18 protein-coding genes are annotated in these 18158 nt (G+C 64.7%); 8 read left to right on the plus strand and 10 right to left on the minus strand.

Annotated features, from left to right (window positions below; translation table 11 throughout):
- Positions 1 to 10 precede the first annotated feature (10 nt).
- A complete protein-coding gene (gene fabV, locus ABE493_RS07570) occupies positions 11 to 1270 on the plus strand; it encodes an enoyl-ACP reductase FabV (protein ID WP_346498326.1) in 1260 nt (419 codons plus the stop codon).
- A 245-nt stretch (positions 1271 to 1515) separates the two neighbouring features.
- On the opposite strand, the gene ABE493_RS07575 is transcribed toward fabV, so the two are convergent.
- From ABE493_RS07575 to ABE493_RS07585, 3 genes are all read right to left on the minus strand, one after another.
- The gene (locus ABE493_RS07575) at positions 1516 to 3585 is read right to left on the minus strand and encodes an EAL domain-containing response regulator (RefSeq protein WP_346498327.1); all 2070 of its coding nucleotides are present in this window, start codon (positions 3583 to 3585) and stop codon (positions 1516 to 1518) included.
- 196 nt (positions 3586 to 3781) lie between these two features.
- Entirely contained in the window at positions 3782 to 4972 is a 1191-nt protein-coding gene (locus ABE493_RS07580; protein ID WP_346498328.1) for an NAD(P)/FAD-dependent oxidoreductase, read from the minus strand.
- A 6-nt stretch (positions 4973 to 4978) separates the two neighbouring features.
- Entirely contained in the window at positions 4979 to 5527 is a 549-nt protein-coding gene (locus ABE493_RS07585; RefSeq protein WP_057629788.1) for a YaeQ family protein, read from the minus strand.
- A 63-nt stretch (positions 5528 to 5590) separates the two neighbouring features.
- On the opposite strand from ABE493_RS07585, the gene ABE493_RS07590 reads away from it, so the two are divergent.
- Positions 5591 to 6460 (plus strand): pseudouridine synthase, encoded by an 870-nt coding sequence (locus ABE493_RS07590; protein ID WP_346498329.1) that lies wholly within the window; start codon positions 5591 to 5593, stop codon positions 6458 to 6460.
- A 3-nt stretch (positions 6461 to 6463) separates the two neighbouring features.
- Here the strand turns inward: ABE493_RS07590 and ABE493_RS07595 are convergent, their stop codons facing one another.
- Positions 6464 to 6937 carry a YaiI/YqxD family protein gene (locus ABE493_RS07595; protein ID WP_346498330.1) on the minus strand — a complete coding sequence of 158 codons (474 nt, stop codon included), beginning with the start codon at positions 6935 to 6937 and terminating at the stop codon, positions 6464 to 6466.
- A 309-nt stretch (positions 6938 to 7246) separates the two neighbouring features.
- On the opposite strand from ABE493_RS07595, the gene ABE493_RS07600 reads away from it, so the two are divergent.
- The 6 genes from ABE493_RS07600 to ABE493_RS07625 all read left to right on the plus strand — a co-directional run bounded on the left by ABE493_RS07600 (position 7247) and on the right by ABE493_RS07625 (position 11650).
- On the plus strand, positions 7247 to 7456 hold the full coding sequence (locus tag ABE493_RS07600) for a cold-shock protein (RefSeq protein WP_054659637.1): 210 nt from the start codon (positions 7247 to 7249) through the stop codon (positions 7454 to 7456).
- A 179-nt stretch (positions 7457 to 7635) separates the two neighbouring features.
- Positions 7636 to 8328, plus strand: coding sequence for a glutathione S-transferase family protein (locus ABE493_RS07605; protein ID WP_346498331.1), 693 nt, complete (start codon positions 7636 to 7638; stop codon positions 8326 to 8328).
- A 45-nt stretch (positions 8329 to 8373) separates the two neighbouring features.
- Positions 8374 to 9936: a protein adenylyltransferase SelO gene (locus ABE493_RS07610; protein WP_346498332.1), complete on the plus strand. Its 1563-nt coding sequence runs from the start codon at positions 8374 to 8376 to the stop codon at positions 9934 to 9936.
- A 15-nt stretch (positions 9937 to 9951) separates the two neighbouring features.
- Positions 9952 to 10494, plus strand: coding sequence for an adenine phosphoribosyltransferase (locus ABE493_RS07615; protein ID WP_346498333.1), 543 nt, complete (start codon positions 9952 to 9954; stop codon positions 10492 to 10494).
- A 29-nt stretch (positions 10495 to 10523) separates the two neighbouring features.
- The gene (locus tag ABE493_RS07620; protein WP_346498334.1) at positions 10524 to 11306 is read left to right on the plus strand and encodes a thioesterase family protein; all 783 of its coding nucleotides are present in this window, start codon (positions 10524 to 10526) and stop codon (positions 11304 to 11306) included.
- On the plus strand, positions 11306 to 11650 hold the full coding sequence (locus ABE493_RS07625; RefSeq protein ID WP_346498335.1) for a hypothetical protein: 345 nt from the start codon (positions 11306 to 11308) through the stop codon (positions 11648 to 11650). Before ABE493_RS07620 ends, ABE493_RS07625 begins: the two co-directional genes overlap by 1 nt.
- Before the next feature lie 7 nt (positions 11651 to 11657).
- Here the strand turns inward: ABE493_RS07625 and ABE493_RS07630 are convergent, their stop codons facing one another.
- The 6 genes from ABE493_RS07630 to ABE493_RS07655 all read right to left on the minus strand — a co-directional run bounded on the left by ABE493_RS07630 (position 11658) and on the right by ABE493_RS07655 (position 17920).
- Entirely contained in the window at positions 11658 to 12995 is a 1338-nt protein-coding gene (locus ABE493_RS07630) for an acyl-CoA thioesterase/bile acid-CoA:amino acid N-acyltransferase family protein (RefSeq protein WP_346498336.1), read from the minus strand.
- Between the two features lie 114 nt (positions 12996 to 13109).
- Positions 13110 to 13835, minus strand: a complete 726-nt coding sequence (locus ABE493_RS07635) for a LytR/AlgR family response regulator transcription factor (RefSeq protein ID WP_346498337.1) — start codon at positions 13833 to 13835, stop codon at positions 13110 to 13112.
- The gene (locus tag ABE493_RS07640; RefSeq protein ID WP_346498338.1) at positions 13832 to 14923 is read right to left on the minus strand and encodes a sensor histidine kinase; all 1092 of its coding nucleotides are present in this window, start codon (positions 14921 to 14923) and stop codon (positions 13832 to 13834) included. The genes ABE493_RS07635 and ABE493_RS07640 overlap by 4 nt, the downstream gene beginning before the upstream one ends.
- A 36-nt stretch (positions 14924 to 14959) precedes the next feature.
- Positions 14960 to 16336, minus strand: coding sequence for an ATP-dependent RNA helicase DbpA (dbpA, locus tag ABE493_RS07645; RefSeq protein ID WP_346498339.1), 1377 nt, complete (start codon positions 16334 to 16336; stop codon positions 14960 to 14962).
- Positions 16337 to 16425: 89 nt separating this feature from the next.
- Complete coding sequence (locus ABE493_RS07650; RefSeq protein ID WP_346498340.1) at positions 16426 to 17421, minus strand: C13 family peptidase; 996 nt, start codon at positions 17419 to 17421, stop codon at positions 16426 to 16428.
- A gap of 211 nt (positions 17422 to 17632) precedes the next feature.
- Complete coding sequence (locus tag ABE493_RS07655; RefSeq protein WP_346498341.1) at positions 17633 to 17920, minus strand: hypothetical protein; 288 nt, start codon at positions 17918 to 17920, stop codon at positions 17633 to 17635.
- Positions 17921 to 18158 lie beyond the last annotated feature (238 nt).

Below are 18158 nucleotides of genomic sequence, written 5' to 3' on the forward strand. Positions count from 1 at the left end.
CGAGGTTTTCATGGTCATCAAACCGCGTGTGCGCGGCTTCATCTGCGTCACCACCCATCCGACTGGTTGCGATGCGGCGGTCAAGGAACAGATCGACTACATCAAGGCCCAGCCCAAGCTGGCCAACGGCCCGAAGAAGGTTCTGGTGCTGGGCGCCTCCACCGGTTACGGCCTGGCTGCCCGCATCAAGGCTGCCTTTGGCAGTGATGCTGCCACCTTGGGCGTCTTCTTCGAGCGCCCGGGTACGGAGACCAAGCCGGGTACGGCTGGCTGGTACAACACCGCTGCATTCGAAAAGTATGCGCACCAGGCTGGCCTGTATGCGCGCAGCGTCAACGGTGATGCGTTCTCCGATGAGGTGAAGCAGAAGGTCATCGAGATCATCAAGGCCGATCTGGGCCAGGTCGATCAGGTGGTCTACAGCCTGGCCGCGCCGCGTCGCAAGCATCCCAAGACCGGCGAGATCATCAGCTCCACGCTCAAGCCGATTGGCGCGCCGATCACCCTGCGTGGCCTGGATACCGACAAGGAAGTGCTGACCGAAACCACCCTGCAGCCGGCAACGGCCGAGGAAATCGCCGGCACCGTGCAGGTGATGGGTGGCGAGGACTGGCAGATGTGGATCGACGCATTGCTGGAAGCCGGCGTGCTGGCGCCGGGTGCGACCACCACCGCGTTCACCTACGTGGGCGAAGAGATCACCCAGGCCATTTACTGGAATGGTTCGATCGGCGCGGCCAAGAAGGACCTGGACACCAAGGTGCTGGCCATCCGCGACAAGCTGCAGAGCCTGGGTGGCGATGCGCGCGTGTCGGTGCTGAAGGCCGTTGTGACCCAGGCCAGCTCGGCGATCCCGACCATGCCGCTGTATCTGTCGTTGCTGTTCAAGGTGATGAAAGAGCAGGGTACCCACGAAGGCTGCATCGAGCAGCTCGATACCTTGTACGACATCCTCTACAACGGCCCGCAGAGCGGCGCCAATGCGGCAGAGCATATCCGCCAGCAGCTGCAGGACGCGCAGGGCCGTGAGATCGCGCTGGTGGACGGCGAAGGCCGTCTGCGTGCCGACTACAAGGAAATGGCGCCGGAAGTGCAGAGCAAGGTGTTGGAGCTGTGGCCGCAGGTGACCAATGAGAACCTGTACGAGATCAGCGACCTGGCTGGCTACAAGGCTGATTTCCTGCGCCTGTTCGGGTTTGGCATCGACGGCGTGGATTACGACGCCGATGTGAATCCGGATGTGGCTATTCCGGGGATTGTCGAGGTTTGAGTTTGTTGTTTTTGTAGTTGTGAGAAGGCCGCGCTTTGCGCGGCCTTTTTTTGGGGGCTTTTTAGCCAGAAGTGTCCCGGGATTTTGAGCTAGAAGCTCCCCTCACCCCAACCCCTCTCCCGCGTGCGGGAGAGGGGCTAGCAATGCTTGCGCTCGTAGTGCACTAAGCCCCTCTCCCGCCTGCGGGAGAGGGGTTGGGGTGAGGGCAGCTTTCAGCTTCATATGTGCCAGAACGCAACAACCCATCAACCAAACTCAAAATCCATCTCAGCCGTCGGTGGGCCGACAAAATCGCCTTCCACATAGTCAACGCCGGCGCTGAACAACAAGCTCATCGTCGATGCATCGGCCACAAACTCGGCGATGGTCAGGATGCCTGCCGACTGTGCCTTGGTGGTGATTTCCTGGGTCTTCTCCAACTGCTCCTTGGCCAAGGTCGGGTCAGCGGTGAACGCGCTGTCCAGCTTGAGGAAGCCGGGCTGGAAGTGGGCCAGCAGCTGGAAGGAATCCAGGCCCGAGCCAAACTGTTCCAGGCCAACCTTGCAGCCGATAGCGGTGATGTCGCTGAGGAACTGCTGGGCGTTGCGCAGGTTGGTGAATACCTTGGCCTCGGGAATCTGCAGCCACAACTGTGCGCCTTCCACACCTTCGGCCTGCAAGCCGTTGCGGATGACGGCCAGCAGCTCGGGGTCGGAGAACGATTCGGGGGTGACGCGCACCATCAGGTGGGTACGGTGACCGGCGCGGCGGCGCTCGCCCAGCGCGCGGATGGCATTGGCCACCACCCAGCGGTTGATCGGCGCCAGCAGCTCGTGCTCCTGGGCAATCGGCAGGAAGGTGGCGGGGCCGACCATCTCGCCGTTGTTTTCCATCTGCAGCGAGGTGTCGTACAGCTGGATCGGCTCGCCCATCAGGTTCAGCACCGGGCGGAAGCGCAGCTGGAAGCCATCGCCTGCCACGGCTTCGCGCAGGCGCTGCACCCAGCTCTGGATGCGCTCTTCCTCGACGCGGTCGGCAGCGCCAGGGTCGAATACCTTGACCGTGTTGCCGCCCAGCTCGATCGCGGCACGTGCGCAGTCATTGGCGCGGTTCAGGACCTGGCCGACGCTGGCGATCTTTTCGCCGACCTGCACGCCGCCGATGCTGACGGTGACGGTGGCCGAGCGCTCGCCAATGCTGAACACCGAGGCGGCAAACGCATCGCGTACGCGCTCGGCCATGGCGGCGGTGTGTGCATAGTCGCCGTGGGTCAGCAGGGCGAAGTTGTGCTCGCCGAAACGGGCCAGCTGCGCATCATCGCCGATGGCTTCGGCCAGTTTCCGACCCAGTGCGGCAATCAGTGCATCGGCCGAATCCAGGCCGATATCGGGCAGCAGCCGTGCGTAATGATCCGGCTCGACCAACAGGAAACCGTACTGGCCTTCGGCGCGGCCGACCTGGGCCACGGCGTTCTCCAGCTGCACCATGAAGGTGGGGCGGTTGAGCAGGCCGGTGACCTGGTCGCGCTGGCGCAGGGCTTCCACTTCGCGGGCCAGCTCCGGGTCGAACTCCTCGCGGCGGCGGAACACGATCTGGAAGCAGCTCTCGCCTTCATACGTCGCCGCGGTGAATTCCATCGTCGCCGGGAAGGTGTCGCCGTCCTGGTTGCGCGCGTCCACCGCGTACTGCGGCGGCGGTGCCTCGCCCTTGCTCAGCGATTTGAGCAGCTGCTTGAAGTTCTCGACATGCTGCGGTGCAACCATGTCCAGCAGCGAGATGCCTTCCACGTCGTCGAAGGATTCAAACCCGAACATGTCCAGATAGGCTTCGTTGGCGCGGATGTGCATGCCTTCGTGGATGTAGGCGATGGGGTCGCGCGAGGACGAGATCAGCGCATCGCAGCGGCGCTCGGTCTCGCGCATCTGCGCCTCGATCCGGCGCAGGCCGCGGCGTGCCTGCAGGTCGGTCCATTCGTTCTGCACCACCGACAGCAGGTGGTCTGGTTGCTGGCGCAGGGCGATGGCACGGATGCCATTGGCGGCCGAGTCCAGCAGCATCTGCGCATCGATGCTGTCGCTGAGCAGGATCATCGGAATGTCCTTGCCACTGGCGGCAACCTGCTGGGTCAGCAGCAGCTGCGGGATAGCGTAAGAGTTGGCTGCCAGCACCAGATCGATGGGCTGGCTCAAGGCCTGGCTCAGCTCGTCGGGGCTTTGCGGCCGGGAAGGGCGCACCGCGATACCGCTGTTGCGCAAGGTGCTGACGATGGCCTCGGCGCTTTCGGCACTGTCGTCAACGATCAGCAAGCGCAAGGTGATGTCTTTGGCGTTCTGCATTCAGGACTCCCGGGGGACGGGGTTTAATACACGATGCACGGCGGTGGCGTCTATGCGCAGGTCGTTTGCCTGTGACGCATTCCCTTGCGTGCGTTGCCTTGGCTGCTGCAAATGTTGGGTCAGGCATGCGCCTGCAGGTTGCCGGTCAGTATGCGGGCGATGGCTGTTGCCGCGCGTCATGGCTGGATGAATCCGCTTACGCGGCCATGCCGGCCGCGCGCCCGGACGCCCAGGCCCACTGGAAGTTGTAGCCGCCCAGCCAGCCGGTCACGTCCAACACCTCGCCGACGAAGTGCAGGCCCGGCACCAGCTGCGACTCCATCGTGGCCGAGGACACCTTGCGCGTATCCACGCCGCCCAGAGTGACTTCGGCGGTGCGGTAGCCCTCGGTGCCGCTGGCCACCAGCGGAAAATCGGACAGCAGGCTGGCGGCGGCCTTGAGTTCGGGTTCGTCGAGCTGGCGCATTGGCTTGTCCTTCAGCCATTGCTCGCACAGCCGCAACGCCAGCCGTCGCGGCATCACCTCGGACAACACCGTGCGCAGCTCGGAGGCGCCGCGCTCGCTTTTCATCTGCCGCAGCCATTGCGCCGCGTCGTGATCGGGCAGCAGGTCCAGGCGCAGGTCGTTGCCGGGTTGCCAGTACGAGGAGATCTGCAGGATTGCCGGCCCGCTGATGCCGCGGTGGGTGATGAGCATGAAGTTGCGGAAGCTCTGGCCGTTGCAGCGTGCTTCCACCGGCAGGGCAACGCCACTGAGCTCGGCGAAACGCTCCTGGTGCTTGCCGCTCAGGGTCAGCGGTACCAGCCCCGCACGGGTAGGCAGCAATTCATGGCCGAAGCTGCGCGCCACCTCGTAGCCGAAGCCAGTGGCGCCCATGCTGGGAATCGACAGCCCGCCGGTGGCGATGACCAGCGAAGCACTGTGGAACAGCCCCTGTGCGGTGCGCACACGGAAACCATCGGCACCGCGCTCGATCTGCTGCACGCCGCAATCGGTGCGGATCTGCACGCCGGCTGCACTGCACTCGTCCAACAGCATTCTTACGATCTGCTTGGAGGAGATGTCGCAGAACAGCTGGCCCAGTTCCTTCTCGTGGTAGGCGATGCCGTGGCGCTCGACCATCTCGATGAAATCGGAAGGCGTGTAGCGGGCCAGCGCCGATTTGCAGAAGTGCGGGTTCGCCGAAATGAAATTGGCTGCGGTGGTGCCGGTATTGGTGAAATTGCAGCGGCCGCCACCGGACATCAGGATCTTCTTGCCAACCTTGTTGGCGTGGTCGATCACCTGCACGATGCGGCCGCGCTGGCCGGCGGTGAGCGCACACATCAGGCCAGCGGCGCCGGCGCCGATCACCAGTACGTCGCAGCGGGTCACATTGTCTGCCACGACTGCTTACTCCGCCGGGCGCTTGCGCCAGACCGGGATCACGTCCAGCTGGATGTGATCATTGAGGATCTGCACCTCGCCATCCTGGATCAGCACGCTCCAGCGCATCGCACGCTGCACCTGCTCACCCCAGCGTTCGACAAACGCGGTGGGCAGGTCGACCACCGACAGGTTGTTGAAGCGGGTCAGGTGCTTGCCTTGCTTCTGCCACCAGATATCGGAGGCATTGCCGCCGTAATTGACGATCTGCACACGACGGCTGCGGTTGCAGGCCTTGCGCACGCGCGATTCATCCGGATGGCCCAGATCGATCCACTGCTCGATATCGCCGGTGTAGTCCAGCTGCCACAGGTCCGGCTCGTCCTCGCTGCTCAGGCCCTTGCCGAACTCCAGGCGGTCCTCGGCGTTGAGGGCGAAGGCGAGCAGGCGCACCATCAGGCGTTCGTCGGTTTCGGAGGGGTGCTGGGCCAGGGTCAGGTTGTGGGTCGCGTAGTAACCGCGGTCCATGTCGCTGATCTGCAGCTCGGCCTTGCGGATGGTGGCGGTGAGGGCCATGGGAATACCGGGTACAAAGACCGCCCATCATAATGCCTGGCCCTGCATCGGACCCCACTCGACATGCCTGCCCCTGATCTGCCCAGCCGCCTGCAGCTCGCCCCAGGCCCGTGGACCAGCCTGCTGGACGGCCTGTGCGCGCGGTTTCCGGCGGTTGCCCGGGCGCAGTGGCTGGACCGGTTTGCGCGCGGCAGGGTGCTGGACAGTGACGGCCAGCCGCTGGCGCCGGCGCAGCCTTGGCGGGCCGGGCAGGAGATCCAGTACTTCCGCGAGGTTGCCGACGAGCCCGTGGTGCCCTTCGTCGAACGCATCCTCTACCAGGACGACCACCTGCTGGTGGCCGACAAACCGCATTTCCTGCCGGTCACCCCGGCCGGCCGGTTCGTGCAGCAGACCCTGCTTGCGCGGCTGGTGGCCGTTACCGGCAATCGCGACCTCGCGCCGTTGCATCGGATTGATCGCGGCACCGCAGGGCTGGTGTTGTTCTCCAGCAACCCGGCCACGCGCGGGGCCTACCAGCGGCTGTTTGCCGAGCGCCGCATCGACAAAGGCTATGAGGCGCTGGCTCCGGCCTTGCCGGAACTTGCCTTTCCCTTGCAGCGCAGCAGCTGCATTGGCCGCGGCGAGCCGTTCTTCCGCATGGCCGAACATGCTGGTGAGGACAATGCACTGAGCCGCATCGATGTGATCGCCCGTGGCGACGCGGCCTGGCGCTACGCGCTGGAGCCGGTGAGTGGGCGCAAGCACCAGTTGCGCGTGCATATGGCGGCGTTGGGCGCGCCCATCCTTGGCGATGACTATTACCCGCAGGTGATCGAACGCGCGCCGGATGACTATCGTCAGCCCCTGCAGCTGCTGGCGCGCCGCTTGGCGTTCATCGACCCGCTCAGCGGTGAGTCGCGTGCGTTCCGCAGCGAACGCGAGCTGGGCTGAGCCTCAGCGTCGCTGCGCCAGCCAGCGGTCCAGCTGGGCGGCAAAGGCCTGGCGATCGCGCGCATGCAAGGTGGCCGGGCCGCCAGTCTGAACGCCGGCACCACGCAGTTCTTCCATGAAGTTGCGCACCGACAACCGTTCGGCAATGGTGTTGGCGGTATACAGCTCGCCGCGTGGATTGAGCGCCACGGCGTTCTTTTCCAGCACCCGTGCTGCTAATGGGATGTCCTGGGTCACCACCAGATCGCCCGGGTTGACCCGCTCAGCGATGGCGTCATCGGCAACATCCGGCCCGCCGGCGACCTGCATGGCGCGGATGAAGCGCGAGGGCGGGGTGCGCAGCCATTGATTGGCGACCAGGACGGTTTCGATCCTTGCCCGCTCGGCGGCACGGAACAGGATCTCCTTGATCACCACCGGGCAGGCATCGGCATCGACCCAGATTCGGGTGGCGGAAACGGCGTGTTCGGGGCTCATGCCGCGCAGTCTATTGGATTTGCCGAGTTTGCCGTAACCCGGCTATCGTCAGAAAATTGACTGATTTCAGCCACTTAATGGCCGAACTGAATCAAATTGAATTTCTGAATACGGTAAATATCGCTTTTTGGAACAAAGCCGCGTATCGTCCATCCCACTGTGCTTGCAAGGGTCACCGTGAATCGTGGCCTGATGCAGTTGATCTTCTTGATCGGCTCATCGATCCGCTTTACCAACGCCTGCAACTCAGTCTCGGCCCCGATATCCGGTGGCTGCGATTATTTCAACTTATGTTTCAGGAGTTAGTACATGTCTGATCGTCAGACCGGCACTGTCAAGTGGTTCAACGATGCCAAGGGCTTCGGCTTCATCACCCCGGAAAGCGGCCCGGACCTGTTCGTGCATTTCCGCGCGATCCAGGGCAACGGCTTCAAGTCGCTGCAGGAAGGCCAGAAGGTGACTTTCGTCGCCGTGCAGGGCCAGAAGGGTATGCAGGCTGACCAGGTGCAGGCGGTCTAATCGACCCCTTGCTACCGTAAGGTTGCTTGAAACGCCGGAAGCGAAAGCTTCCGGCGTTTTTGTTTGTGCGTGTTTTGAGGCGCAGGCTGCGACGGATCTTCATCTGGACTTCGCGCGGGACTGACGCTGCGTGTTGCCGGTGTTGGGTAGGATGCGGTTTCGATTGCTTGGAGCCGACGATGATCACGGTGCACCACCTGGAACAATCGCGTTCGCAGCGCGTGCTGTGGATGCTGGAAGAACTGGGCCTGGCCTACGAGCTGGTCAGCTACAAACGCGATCCCAAGACCTGGTTGGCGCCGGTAGAGCTGCGCAAGGTGCATCCACTGGGCAAGTCGCCGGTGCTGCAGGACGACACGCTGGTATTGGCCGAATCCGGCGCGATCCTCGAATACCTGACCGACCGCTATGACCTGCAGCGCAGCCTGTCACCGCAACCCTTGCCGGTGCAGGCGCCGGAGTGCCTGCAGTATCACTACTGGATGCACTATGCCGAAGGCTCGGCGATGCCGCCGCTGCTGATGAGCCTGGTGTTCGCCAAGGTGCGCAAGGCGCCGATGCCGTTCTTCGCCAAGCCGGTGGCGCACAGCATTGTCGACAAGGTGATGAAGACCTTCATCAGTCCGCAGCTGCGGCTGCACCTGGGCTGGATGGAGCAGACCTTGGGCCAACAGGCGTGGTTCGCTGGCGAACGCTTCACTGCTGCCGATATCCAGATGAGTTTTCCGATCCAGGCTGCCGCCGCGCGTGCCGGTTCGATGACGGACTATCCGCGGCTGCAGGCGTTCCTGGCGCGTATCGCCCTGCGGCCGGCGTTTCAGCGCGCGCTACAGCGCGGTGGGGCGTTGGATCTGGTGGGTGGTACGCGCTAGCTGCGTGCGCTTGCGGCCGCGCCTGTCCGGCCCCACTTTCTGATGATGAACGACATCTCCCCGCAGTTTGACAACCGCTTCCGCCGCGAGCTGCCCGGCGACCCCGAAACCGGGGTGCGCCGCCGCGAGGTGGTGGCTGCCGCATGGTCGGCGGTGATGCCTACGCCGGTGGCCACGCCACAGCTGCTGGCGCATTCGCCCGAGGTTGCCGCGCTGCTGGGCTTCGATCCAGCAACCGTCGCCAGTCAGGAGTTTGCCGACGTGTTTGGCGGCAACGCCCTGTACGCCGGCATGCAGCCTTGGGCGGCCAACTATGGCGGCCATCAGTTCGGCCACTGGGCCGGGCAGCTTGGCGATGGTCGCGCGATTTCGCTGGGCGAGTTGCTGGCCAATGGCCAGCGTTGGGAGCTTCAACTCAAAGGTGCGGGCCCAACGCCTTATTCGCGAGGTGCCGATGGCCGCGCGGTGCTGCGCTCATCGTTGCGCGAGTTCCTGTGCTCCGAGGCAATGCATCATCTGGGCGTGCCGACCACTCGCGCGCTCAGCCTGGTAGGCACCGGCGATACGGTGGTGCGCGACATGTTCTACGACGGTCATCCGCAGGCCGAGCTTGGCGCGGTGGTCTGCCGGGTGGCGCCATCGTTCATTCGCTTTGGAACCTTCGAACTGCCCTCGGCGCGTGGCGATGTGGGCCTGCTGCGGCAACTGGTTGAGTTCTGCATTGCCCGTGATTTCCCCGAACTGCAGGGCAGCGGGGAGGCGTTGTATGCGCAGTGGTTTGCTCAGGTATGCACGCGTACCGCGGTGATGGTGGCGCATTGGATGCGGGTGGGCTTCGTGCACGGGGTGATGAACACCGACAACCTGTCCATCGTCGGCTTGACCCTGGACTACGGCCCCTACGGCTGGGTCGAGGACTACGATCCGGACTGGACACCGAACACCACCGACGCGCAGGGCCGGCGTTACCGCTTTGGCACGCAGATGCAGGTGGCGTACTGGAACCTGGTGCGGCTGGCGCAGGCCTTGTCGCCCTTGTTTGCCGAGGTGACGCCGTTGCAGGCGGGTCTGGATGCCTTCCGCGACCGCTATGCGGCACAGGAACGCGCGGATCTGGTCGCCAAGCTCGGCCTGGGCGAGTTCCGCGAGGGCGATGCCGAGCTGATGGCGCAGTTCCAGCAACTGCTGCAGGACGGCGAGATGGACATGACGCTGGCATTCCGTGCCTTGGCGGCGGTCAACAGCAGCGCCCCGGACGTTGCGGTGCTGGAGGAGGCGTTCTACTCGGCGCCCGCCCGCGAACGCGTACTGCCGGCACTGAGCGACTGGTTGCTGCGGCATGCGGCGCGGGTACAAGCCAGCGCACAGGCACCACAGGCGCGTCATGCCGCCATGCAGGCCGCCAATCCCCGCTATGTGCTGCGCAACTGGCTGGCGCAGCAGGCCATCGACCGTGCCGAACAAGGCGATCTGGCCGGGATTGCTGAATTGCTCGAGGTGATGCGGCATCCTTACGACGAACAGCCCGGTCGCGAGGCATTTGCTGGCAAACGCCCGGAATGGGCACGCGACCGTGCCGGCTGCTCGATGCTCTCGTGCAGCTCCTGAGTACCCCTTCTTCGAATGACTGATATGACCACCTCCGCCCAACCCGAATGGTCGCGCCCGATCCGCGACGTCGCCGACTTTCCCAAGCCCGGCATCCTGTTCAAGGACATCACCCCGCTATTGGGTGATGGCGCCTGCTTCCGCGCTGCGGTCAAGGCCATGGCCGAGCCCTGGCGCGATGCTGGATTGCAGGCGGTTCTGGGCGTAGAGGCGCGCGGCTTCATCCTTGGCACTGCGCTGGCACTGGAACTGGGCGTGGGCTTCGTACCGGTACGCAAGCCGGGCAAGTTGCCGGGGCCTACCTTGAAGCAGGAATACGCACTGGAATACGGCAGCGATCGCATCGAGGTCAGCGTGGGCGCAACCGCGCCCGGCGCACGCGTGCTGCTGGTGGATGATGTGCTGGCGACTGGCGGCACCTTGCTTGCGGCCTTGCAACTTGCCGCCCAGCTTGAGGCACACGTCCTTGGTGGCGCGGTGCTGGTCGAGCTTGATGGCCTGGGTGGCCGTGAGCGTTGGCCGGATGGCCTGCCGCTGACCGCTACACTGGTTTACTGATCCACTCCCCCCAATCTGCGGAGTTCCGAATGCCGACGTTGAGTGAGCTGCTGTCTTCCTTCGATGTTGAACAAGGGCTGCTGCTTCCTGACAGTTGGCGCCAAGGGCGTACTGCCTATGGCGGTGTGCTCAGTGCGCTGGGCGTGGCAAGCGCGATGCAAAGCCATGCAGTAGCGCTACCGCCGCTGCGATCGATGCAGGTGACCTTCATCGGGCCTGCAGCCGGTCTGCTGCGTTTCGTGCCGGCGGTGTTGCGCGAGGGCAAGTCGGTGGTGAACGTCGGGGTGGATGTGTACTCCGACGATGCATTGGCGGCACGTTTGTCGCTGGTGTTCGGTCGCGCCCGCGACAGCGCGATTGCACATGATTTCGGTGGTGAGCTGCCGGCCAAGGGGCCTGCGGCATATCGCGACTTCGATATGGCGGCGATGCCGTTTGCGCCTGCCTTCACCCGGAACTTCCAGATGCGTCCTGCCGGTGGTGCGATGCCGGTGTCTGCTGCGGGATTCCCGGAGTTGCTGACCTGGATCCGCCATCGCGATGCCACTCAGGTTGATCCGGCGGTGGCCTTGATCGCGATGGGCGATGCGATGCCACCGGCAGCATTCACCAGCTTCAACGCTCCTGCACCGATCAGCTCGATCACCTGGAACGTTGAACTGCTTGAGCCTGCGCCGCAGGGCGAGTGGTTCCTGCTGCGTTCCTTCAGCCAGCATGCGCGCGACGGCTACTCGTCGCAGGATATGCAGGTCTGGGATGAGCAGGGCCGGGTGGTGATGCGTGGCCGGCAGAGCGTGGCGGTGTTTGCCTGATGCGCGCCTTGCGGGTGCTGGGTGGACTGGCGTTGCTGCTGGCGATGATTGGTTGGACTGCGTGGTTCGTCATCTGCAATGTGTATGAATTCTCGCCGGCCTTGGACCCGGTGGCATTTGCCTGTGGCTGGCTACTGAGTGCGGTGCTGCTCTGGCGCGTGTTCGGCGGCGTTGCCCGTCGTGTTGCTTGGCCGCTGTTCGCCATGGCGGCCTGCATCGGCGTGTACCTGCTGCTGATCCATCGCGGCATGGGCCAGATCACTGCGCTGGCGTTGTTTGTTGCGGCCAGCGTGGCGGTTGTCGCTGCGGGTTTCCGGGTGACGCAGCGCGCTGCCGCTGCGTGAAGCAGGTTCAGCGGGTCAGCTGGATTTCGCCTTCGGCCAATGCGGTGCGCAGGAAGCCGAGCACGGTCGGGCCGCTTTCACGATCGGCGCGGGCATAGCCTTCAGCGGTGCCGCCAACCGGGATGTAGGGGCCGGTGTCGCTGCGGAACGTCGTTGGCTGGTAGAACGGCGTGATCAGATGGCCGGCGTCGGAGTAATAGAGCAGTACGTCCGGTTGCGGCACGCTGCGCCGTTGCAGACGTTGCATTGCCAGCGCAGCCATTTCACCGGAGGCGCCAAGCTGGTCATCGCCGCCGGCAACCAGCAACAGCGGGCCGTTGATGCGTTCGATCGGCAACATCGCCTTCTGCAGCGCTGCGGCATGGTCGCCGGGTTGGTTCCAGTTGAGCTGTTCCACATAGGGCAGGAAGGGCAGGTCGCGGCCGCCGATGCTCAGCGCGGGTTCGTCGACGGCGCGGAAATCAGCCGGCGGCACATCGCGGCGGATACCACGGAACGGCGCCGGGCTGCCTACCCAGGACACCGCCGCCTGCAGGCGCGGGTCATGCGCAGCGGCGGCCATCGCCACGATGCCGCCCCAGGAACCGCCCATCACCCCAACCCTGCCGGCAAAGGGCTGCGTTTGCAGCCAGTCCAGCGTGTCGCTGATCGGGTCGATGGGCACGCGGACAAGATCCTTGGGCAGCCCGGGCATTCGGTAATAGGCAAGCGCGACCGCCACAAAGCCGTTGGAGGCCAACCATGCCGCATACATGTTGGCAGTAGTGATGCCGCCTTCGGCGCCACCAAGGGTGATAACCACCGGATATCGGCGGCCATCGGCCAGTGCGCCAGCGGGGTGATACAGGTTGCCGACCACACCCTGCAGCTGCAGGGGTATGGCGGCGACATCGGCGTTGTTGATCCGTCGCAGCAGGGTTTGTTGGCCGATGCGTTCGCCATCGACGAAGGCTTCCAGCTGCATCGTCACCGGTGAGAACCGCAGGCCGTCGGCCTCGTTGCGCAGCGGCAACGGCGTAGCCCGGCCTTTGCCGGATTCCGGCTGCATCGACCAGAACAGCCCCATCGCATCGATGCCGGCATAACTGCCGGCTTCGGCGCCGGCCGATGCGGTATCGGCAGTGCCGTGCTGGTCGGCGCGATAGGTGGCTTGCGCAAGCCAACGGCTGCCGTTGCTGTCGTGCATGGACAGCTGCAGCTTGACCGGCTGGGTCGGCAGCAGGCCGCTGACGCTGATCCGCACAGCCTGGTCGGCGGCACCCTCCAAAGGATGAACGTTGAGTTCGGCAGCCAGGACCAGAGAGTTGCAGCTGAGCAGCAGCGGAAGCAGCAGGTGCTTGAGCATGGTTGGCAGGGGCGGTGAATGGCCCGCGATGTTGCAGTGGCCAGAACTGCTGCGGAAGTGCTGCCGTCAGCCAATGGCACAGGCCGTGCGATGGCTGGCGTGGGTCGTGCGCGATCAGCCGCCGCGCTGGCGCATGCAGGCTTCAAACGCCTCGCGGTGCGATCTGCTCAATGGCAGCTGCGTGCCATCCAGCAGCTCAAGCGTTGCGTCGCCGTTGCGTCGCGGCAGCAGGCTGCGCACGCGGCTGCAGTTGACGATCACCGCGCGCTGCACCTGGACGAAGCCGGCCGGCGCCAATTGCTCGGCGAGCCGGCCGATGCTCTCGCGCAGCAGGTGAACCTGGCGGCCGACATGCACGCAGGCGTAATGACCTGCACTGTCTATGTAGTCGATGTCGGCGGCCGATATGTAGTCGCTGCGGCCGCCATTGCGGATGCGCAACGCTGCCAGCGGCGCGACGGTTTGGCGTGGTGACAGGTGTCGACGTGCACGTTCCAGTGCGACCGCAAGGCGGCGGGCATCCAGCGGCTTGGGCAGATAGTCGATTGCCCCCAGTTCGTAGGAGGCGAGTGCGTGCTGGCTGTGGGCGGTGGTGAAGATGATGGCCGGCGCCGGCGCCGGCGCCGGTGCCGGCAGGCTGCGCGCCAGCTGCAGGCCATCTTCATCGGGCAACTGGATATCCAGCAACAGCAGATCTACCGGTTCTGCAGCCAGCAGCAAGCGGGCCCCGGCGATGCTGCACGCCTCGCCAACGATCTGGATATCCGCGTGCACGCCCAGCAGATGCCGCAGCTTGTCACGTGCCAGCGCTACGTCGTCGACCAGCAGGGTGCGGATCATGCGGCCCGCTCGCCGGTGACCAGTGGTAGCTGGATGCATACCTGGTAGTGCGCGCCGTCGCGCTGCGCCCGGATTGTGGCTTGCTCACCATAGATGGCGTGCAGGCGTTCGCGGCTGGCTTGCAGGCCAATGCCCATGCCAGGGGCGGCGTCGCCAAACGGGTTGCGGATCTGCAGGCAAAGCTGGTCATCCAGCGACTCGAACTGCAGGTTGATCGTTGCCTCGTCTGCACCTGCAGCACTGGCGAAGCGGACCGCGTTCTCGATCAGCGGCTGCAGCACCAGGCTGGGTACGCGCGCATCCCAGGCGCCAGTGCTGACCTGCAGTTGTACCTGTACGGGGTGTTGCTGCAACAGTTGCTGCAATTCGACGAAGGCCATGGCGTGCGCCACTTCCTCGCGCAGGGCGACGAAGGGTTCGCTCTGCAGCAGGTTGCGCAGCAACTCGCCAAGCTGCGCCAACGCCGCATCGGCGCGCTCGGCATCGCGGTAACCCAGTGCGCCGATGGCATTGAGTGCGTTGAACAGGAAATGGTGGTTCAGGCGTGCCCGCAAGGCTTGTTCGCGCGCCTGTGCCAGCAGTTCGCCACGGCGGCGATAGCGACGGATATAGGCCAGCGCCTGGCCGATGCCGATGACGGCGATATAGGTAGGCAGTGCGAAAAGACTGGTGGCGGTCACCGCATGCAGCCAGTTGTCGGGCAGGGTGCGTGGAATTGCCAGTTGCGACAGGCAGTAGCCGAGCAGCCAGCCCGTCAGGGACAGCAGTGGAATGATGCAGGCGCCGGCGGCCAATAGCTTGGCTGTCGCCACGGCATCGTTTCCGGTGCCCAGCGGCCAGCGCGTGCACAGCCGCAGCAGCCACGGAGTTGCCAGCAACCAGCTGCTGTGGATGCCGAGCAGGAACAGCAGCGAGCGCAGCAGTTCGGCGGGCGCCAGGCTGCCGGCTGCGGGCCCGGTCAGCTGCACTGCTGGCAAGGTGACCAGGGTCAGCAGCAGCCAGCCGGCACCCACCGCAAGCCACGGGACGTCCGTGGCTTGCGTGTCACCAGCAGGGCTGGAAGTGTTGGCGTCGGGCTGCGAAGACATGTACGCGTTCAAGCGCCGGGCTGTGCCGGCGCCTGCTTACATCTTGCGGACGCGGAAACGCTTGCCCTTGATCTTGCCCGCTTCCAGCCGCGCCAGTGCCTTGCCCACCTGCTCACGGGCAATGGCGACATAGGAGCGGGTGGGGAAGATGTCGATCTTGCCGATCGCCTTGGCCGACAGCCCGGCGTCGCCGGTCAGTGCGCCGAGGATATCGCCGGCACGCAGTTTGTCGGTCTTGCCGCCATCGATGCGCAGGGTGGTCATTGCCGCCTGCGGCAGTTCTGCCGGGCGTGCGGTTGCCAGCGGGGTCTTCTGCCAGTTGAGCGGCTTGCCCTGCTGTGCTTCCAGCGCATCGGCACGGTTGCGTTCGCGGCCGGCGACCAGGCTCAGCGACAGGCCATTGCGACCGGCACGGCCAGTACGGCCAACGCGGTGCTGGTAGGTGTCGATATCGGTGGGCAGTTCGTAGTTGACGACGGCGGCCAGATCTTCCACGTCCAGACCGCGTGCGGCCACGTCACTGGCAACCAGCACGTTGCAGCTGCGGTTGGAGAACTGCATCAGCACTTCATCGCGGTCGCGTTGTTCCATGTCGCCGTGCAGGGCCAGCGCGGAGAAGCCGAACTGGCGCAGCGAGTTGGCTACTTCATCGACGTCCTTGCGGGTATTGCAGAACACCACCGCCGATTCCGGCGTGTATTTCAGCAACAGTCCGCCCAATGCCTTCTGGCGGTTGGCCGGCTCGGTTTCGAAGAACAGCTGCTGGATTGCCGGTGCTTCGGCTTGGCCATCGATGGTCACTTCGACCGGCTCATTGAGCAGGGCGCGGGCCAGTTCGCGGATCGCTTCGGGGAAGGTCGCCGAGAACAGCAGGCTCTGGCGTTCCTTGTGGGTGCGGCCGGCGATCTCGCGGATGGGCTCTTCGAAGCCCATATCGAGCATGCGGTCGGCTTCGTCCAATACGAAGGTGCGGACCTGGCCCAGGTTCAATGCGCGCTTGCGTGCCAGTTCCTGCACGCGGCCGGGGGTGCCGACCACGACCTGCGGGTCATGCGCTTCCAGCGAGGCCAGCTGAGGGCCCAGCGGCATGCCGCCGGTGAGGATCAGCAGCTTCAGGTTGGGGATGCCGGTGGCCAGCTTGCGCAGCTGCTTGCCGACCTGGTCGGCCAGTTCGCGGGTTGGGCATAGCACCAGCGCCTGGGTGCGGCTGATGGACAGGTCGAGCCGGTTGAGCAGGCCCAGGCCGAAGGCGGCGGTCTTGCCGCTGCCGGTGGGGGCCTGCGCGATCACGTCGCGGCCTTCCAGGATCGGCGGCAGGGCAAGCGCCTGTACCGGCGTCATCGAGGTATAGCCCAGCGCGTCGATGCCAGGAGCGAGTGCCGGCGACAGCGGCAGGGTAGAGAAGTCAGTCATGGCGTATTTTCGCAGAAGCCGGGCGGCGGCGCTTGCCATCCTGAATGGGTAGGCACCGCGCGCTTCATCTGCCGGCTCGCAGAGCGGGTTCAGCCCTTGCGGTTGCTGGTGGCAGGCTTGCCTTTGGGCGCGAGGGTCTTGCCGCCGGAAGGGCGCTGGTGAACGAACGGGTAAGGCACCGCTGGTGTCTCCGGCAGGCCCGCGCGCCACTGCTCCAGCACCGCAGCTACCGTCTTGCCGTTCTGGAACTGCGGTTCGGAGGGAAGCTCGCCTTGCTCCTTCTCGCGCCGCCGTACGTTGCCGGCGGCCAGCGTGTAGGCCCGGGCAAAGTCGTTGGTGGCGTTCAAGGCCTCGACCAGGAATGCGCGACCAAACCAGGTGGCGCTATCGGTATTGCCGCAGCCAAAGGACGGGCGGTCCTTGCGCGCGGCGGTGATAACCATGCGCTGCGGAGATCGCAACGCCGGCACGAACGCACCTGAAAAACAGGCCGAAACCACGATCACCGCATTGCCGATCTGCGCCTCGTCCAGCATCCGTGCAAGCTGCTCCGGCGCCAGATAGTCTTCCTGGTCGCGGCCGGTGTGCAGGTAAAAACTGTTGTCGTGCAGGCCGTGGCTGGTGAGGTAGAGGAACAGCACGTCCTCGTTGGGGTCCAGCTTCTGTCCCAACCCACGCAGTGCATGGCCGATGCTGTCGTAGGTGGCTTGAACCGGGGTTGCGCCGCCGTAGCCCAATGCAGGCCGGTTGACCAGGCTGATCATGCGGCCTTCGGCGCCCCAGCGCTTGGCTGACAGCTCCCGCAGGTAGGCCACCTCATTGGGAAATACATCTTCGTCGGCATCGCCGGCCACGCCGAGCACGTAGATATCGGTCACGCCTGGGCGCTGGGCGGGCAGGGCCGCCAATGCGCCGTCCAGCATCGTGAGCTGGCTGCCTTCAAGTTTGGGCGTGGTGGCCTGGTGTTCGGGCTCGTCCGCCGCATAGGCGAATGCAGGCCAGGCCGCGCAGACGGCAAGCAGGATGCTCGCGATGGTTGTGATCAGCAGGGGTGGGGAGTGCAGGGAACCGCGTTGGGCTGCCATTGCCGTAATCCATGACGGTGGGTATGGCGGCAAGGCCGGCTGACCCTGCTGCATCCAGTGGGTGCCCGCAGGCCGCCCTGGTAGCTATGGTGCCGGAGTCGGGGCTTGGATGCGTGGTTTGCGTCCGCTGGATGTGGGGCGCGCGCTGTGAGCGGCACGGCCACCGTCACGACTATTTCGTGATGGCCGGGTTGGAGTTCAGTGTTGGACCTCAGTCTGCCTGCAGCGACCAGCCATAGACCAGGGCAGACTTCTTCCTGAGGTTCTCAAGCTGTTCGGCGGCATTGATGGCGCTGTTCGCGCGATAGACAAGATTTTCCAGCCTGCACAGGATGCTGGCCTGCTCGTCATGGTCCGGCACCACCTCTACGATCCTGTCGACAAGCTGGTGCATCTCCAGCAGCTTCTGCTTGCGCTCATGCTCGCCGAGAGAGGTGGCGTCGTGCACCACCTGCTGTGCCAGAACGTCGAAGTGGTCCCGCAACTTCTCGTAGTCCATACAGCACCCGGTGCGATGGCGGACAGCCAAGAGTCTGCAATGGTGCTGTCGGGGATGGCCCTACATCAATGAGGGATACACCTTATTGAGACTAGGATTTATCTGACAAGGCCCTTGTCGTTATGGAGCGGCAGCTCAGAGATGGATGGCTCAATTGGAACGAGCGCGAGCCGACGCTGGGCATCGAGACTCAAGTACCAAGCAGGCGACGGGGAAAGGATGGAGTGCATACATTGCA

It is taken from the genome of Stenotrophomonas terrae (assembly GCF_039674165.1).
Classification (GTDB): domain Bacteria; phylum Pseudomonadota; class Gammaproteobacteria; order Xanthomonadales; family Xanthomonadaceae; genus Stenotrophomonas; species Stenotrophomonas terrae_A.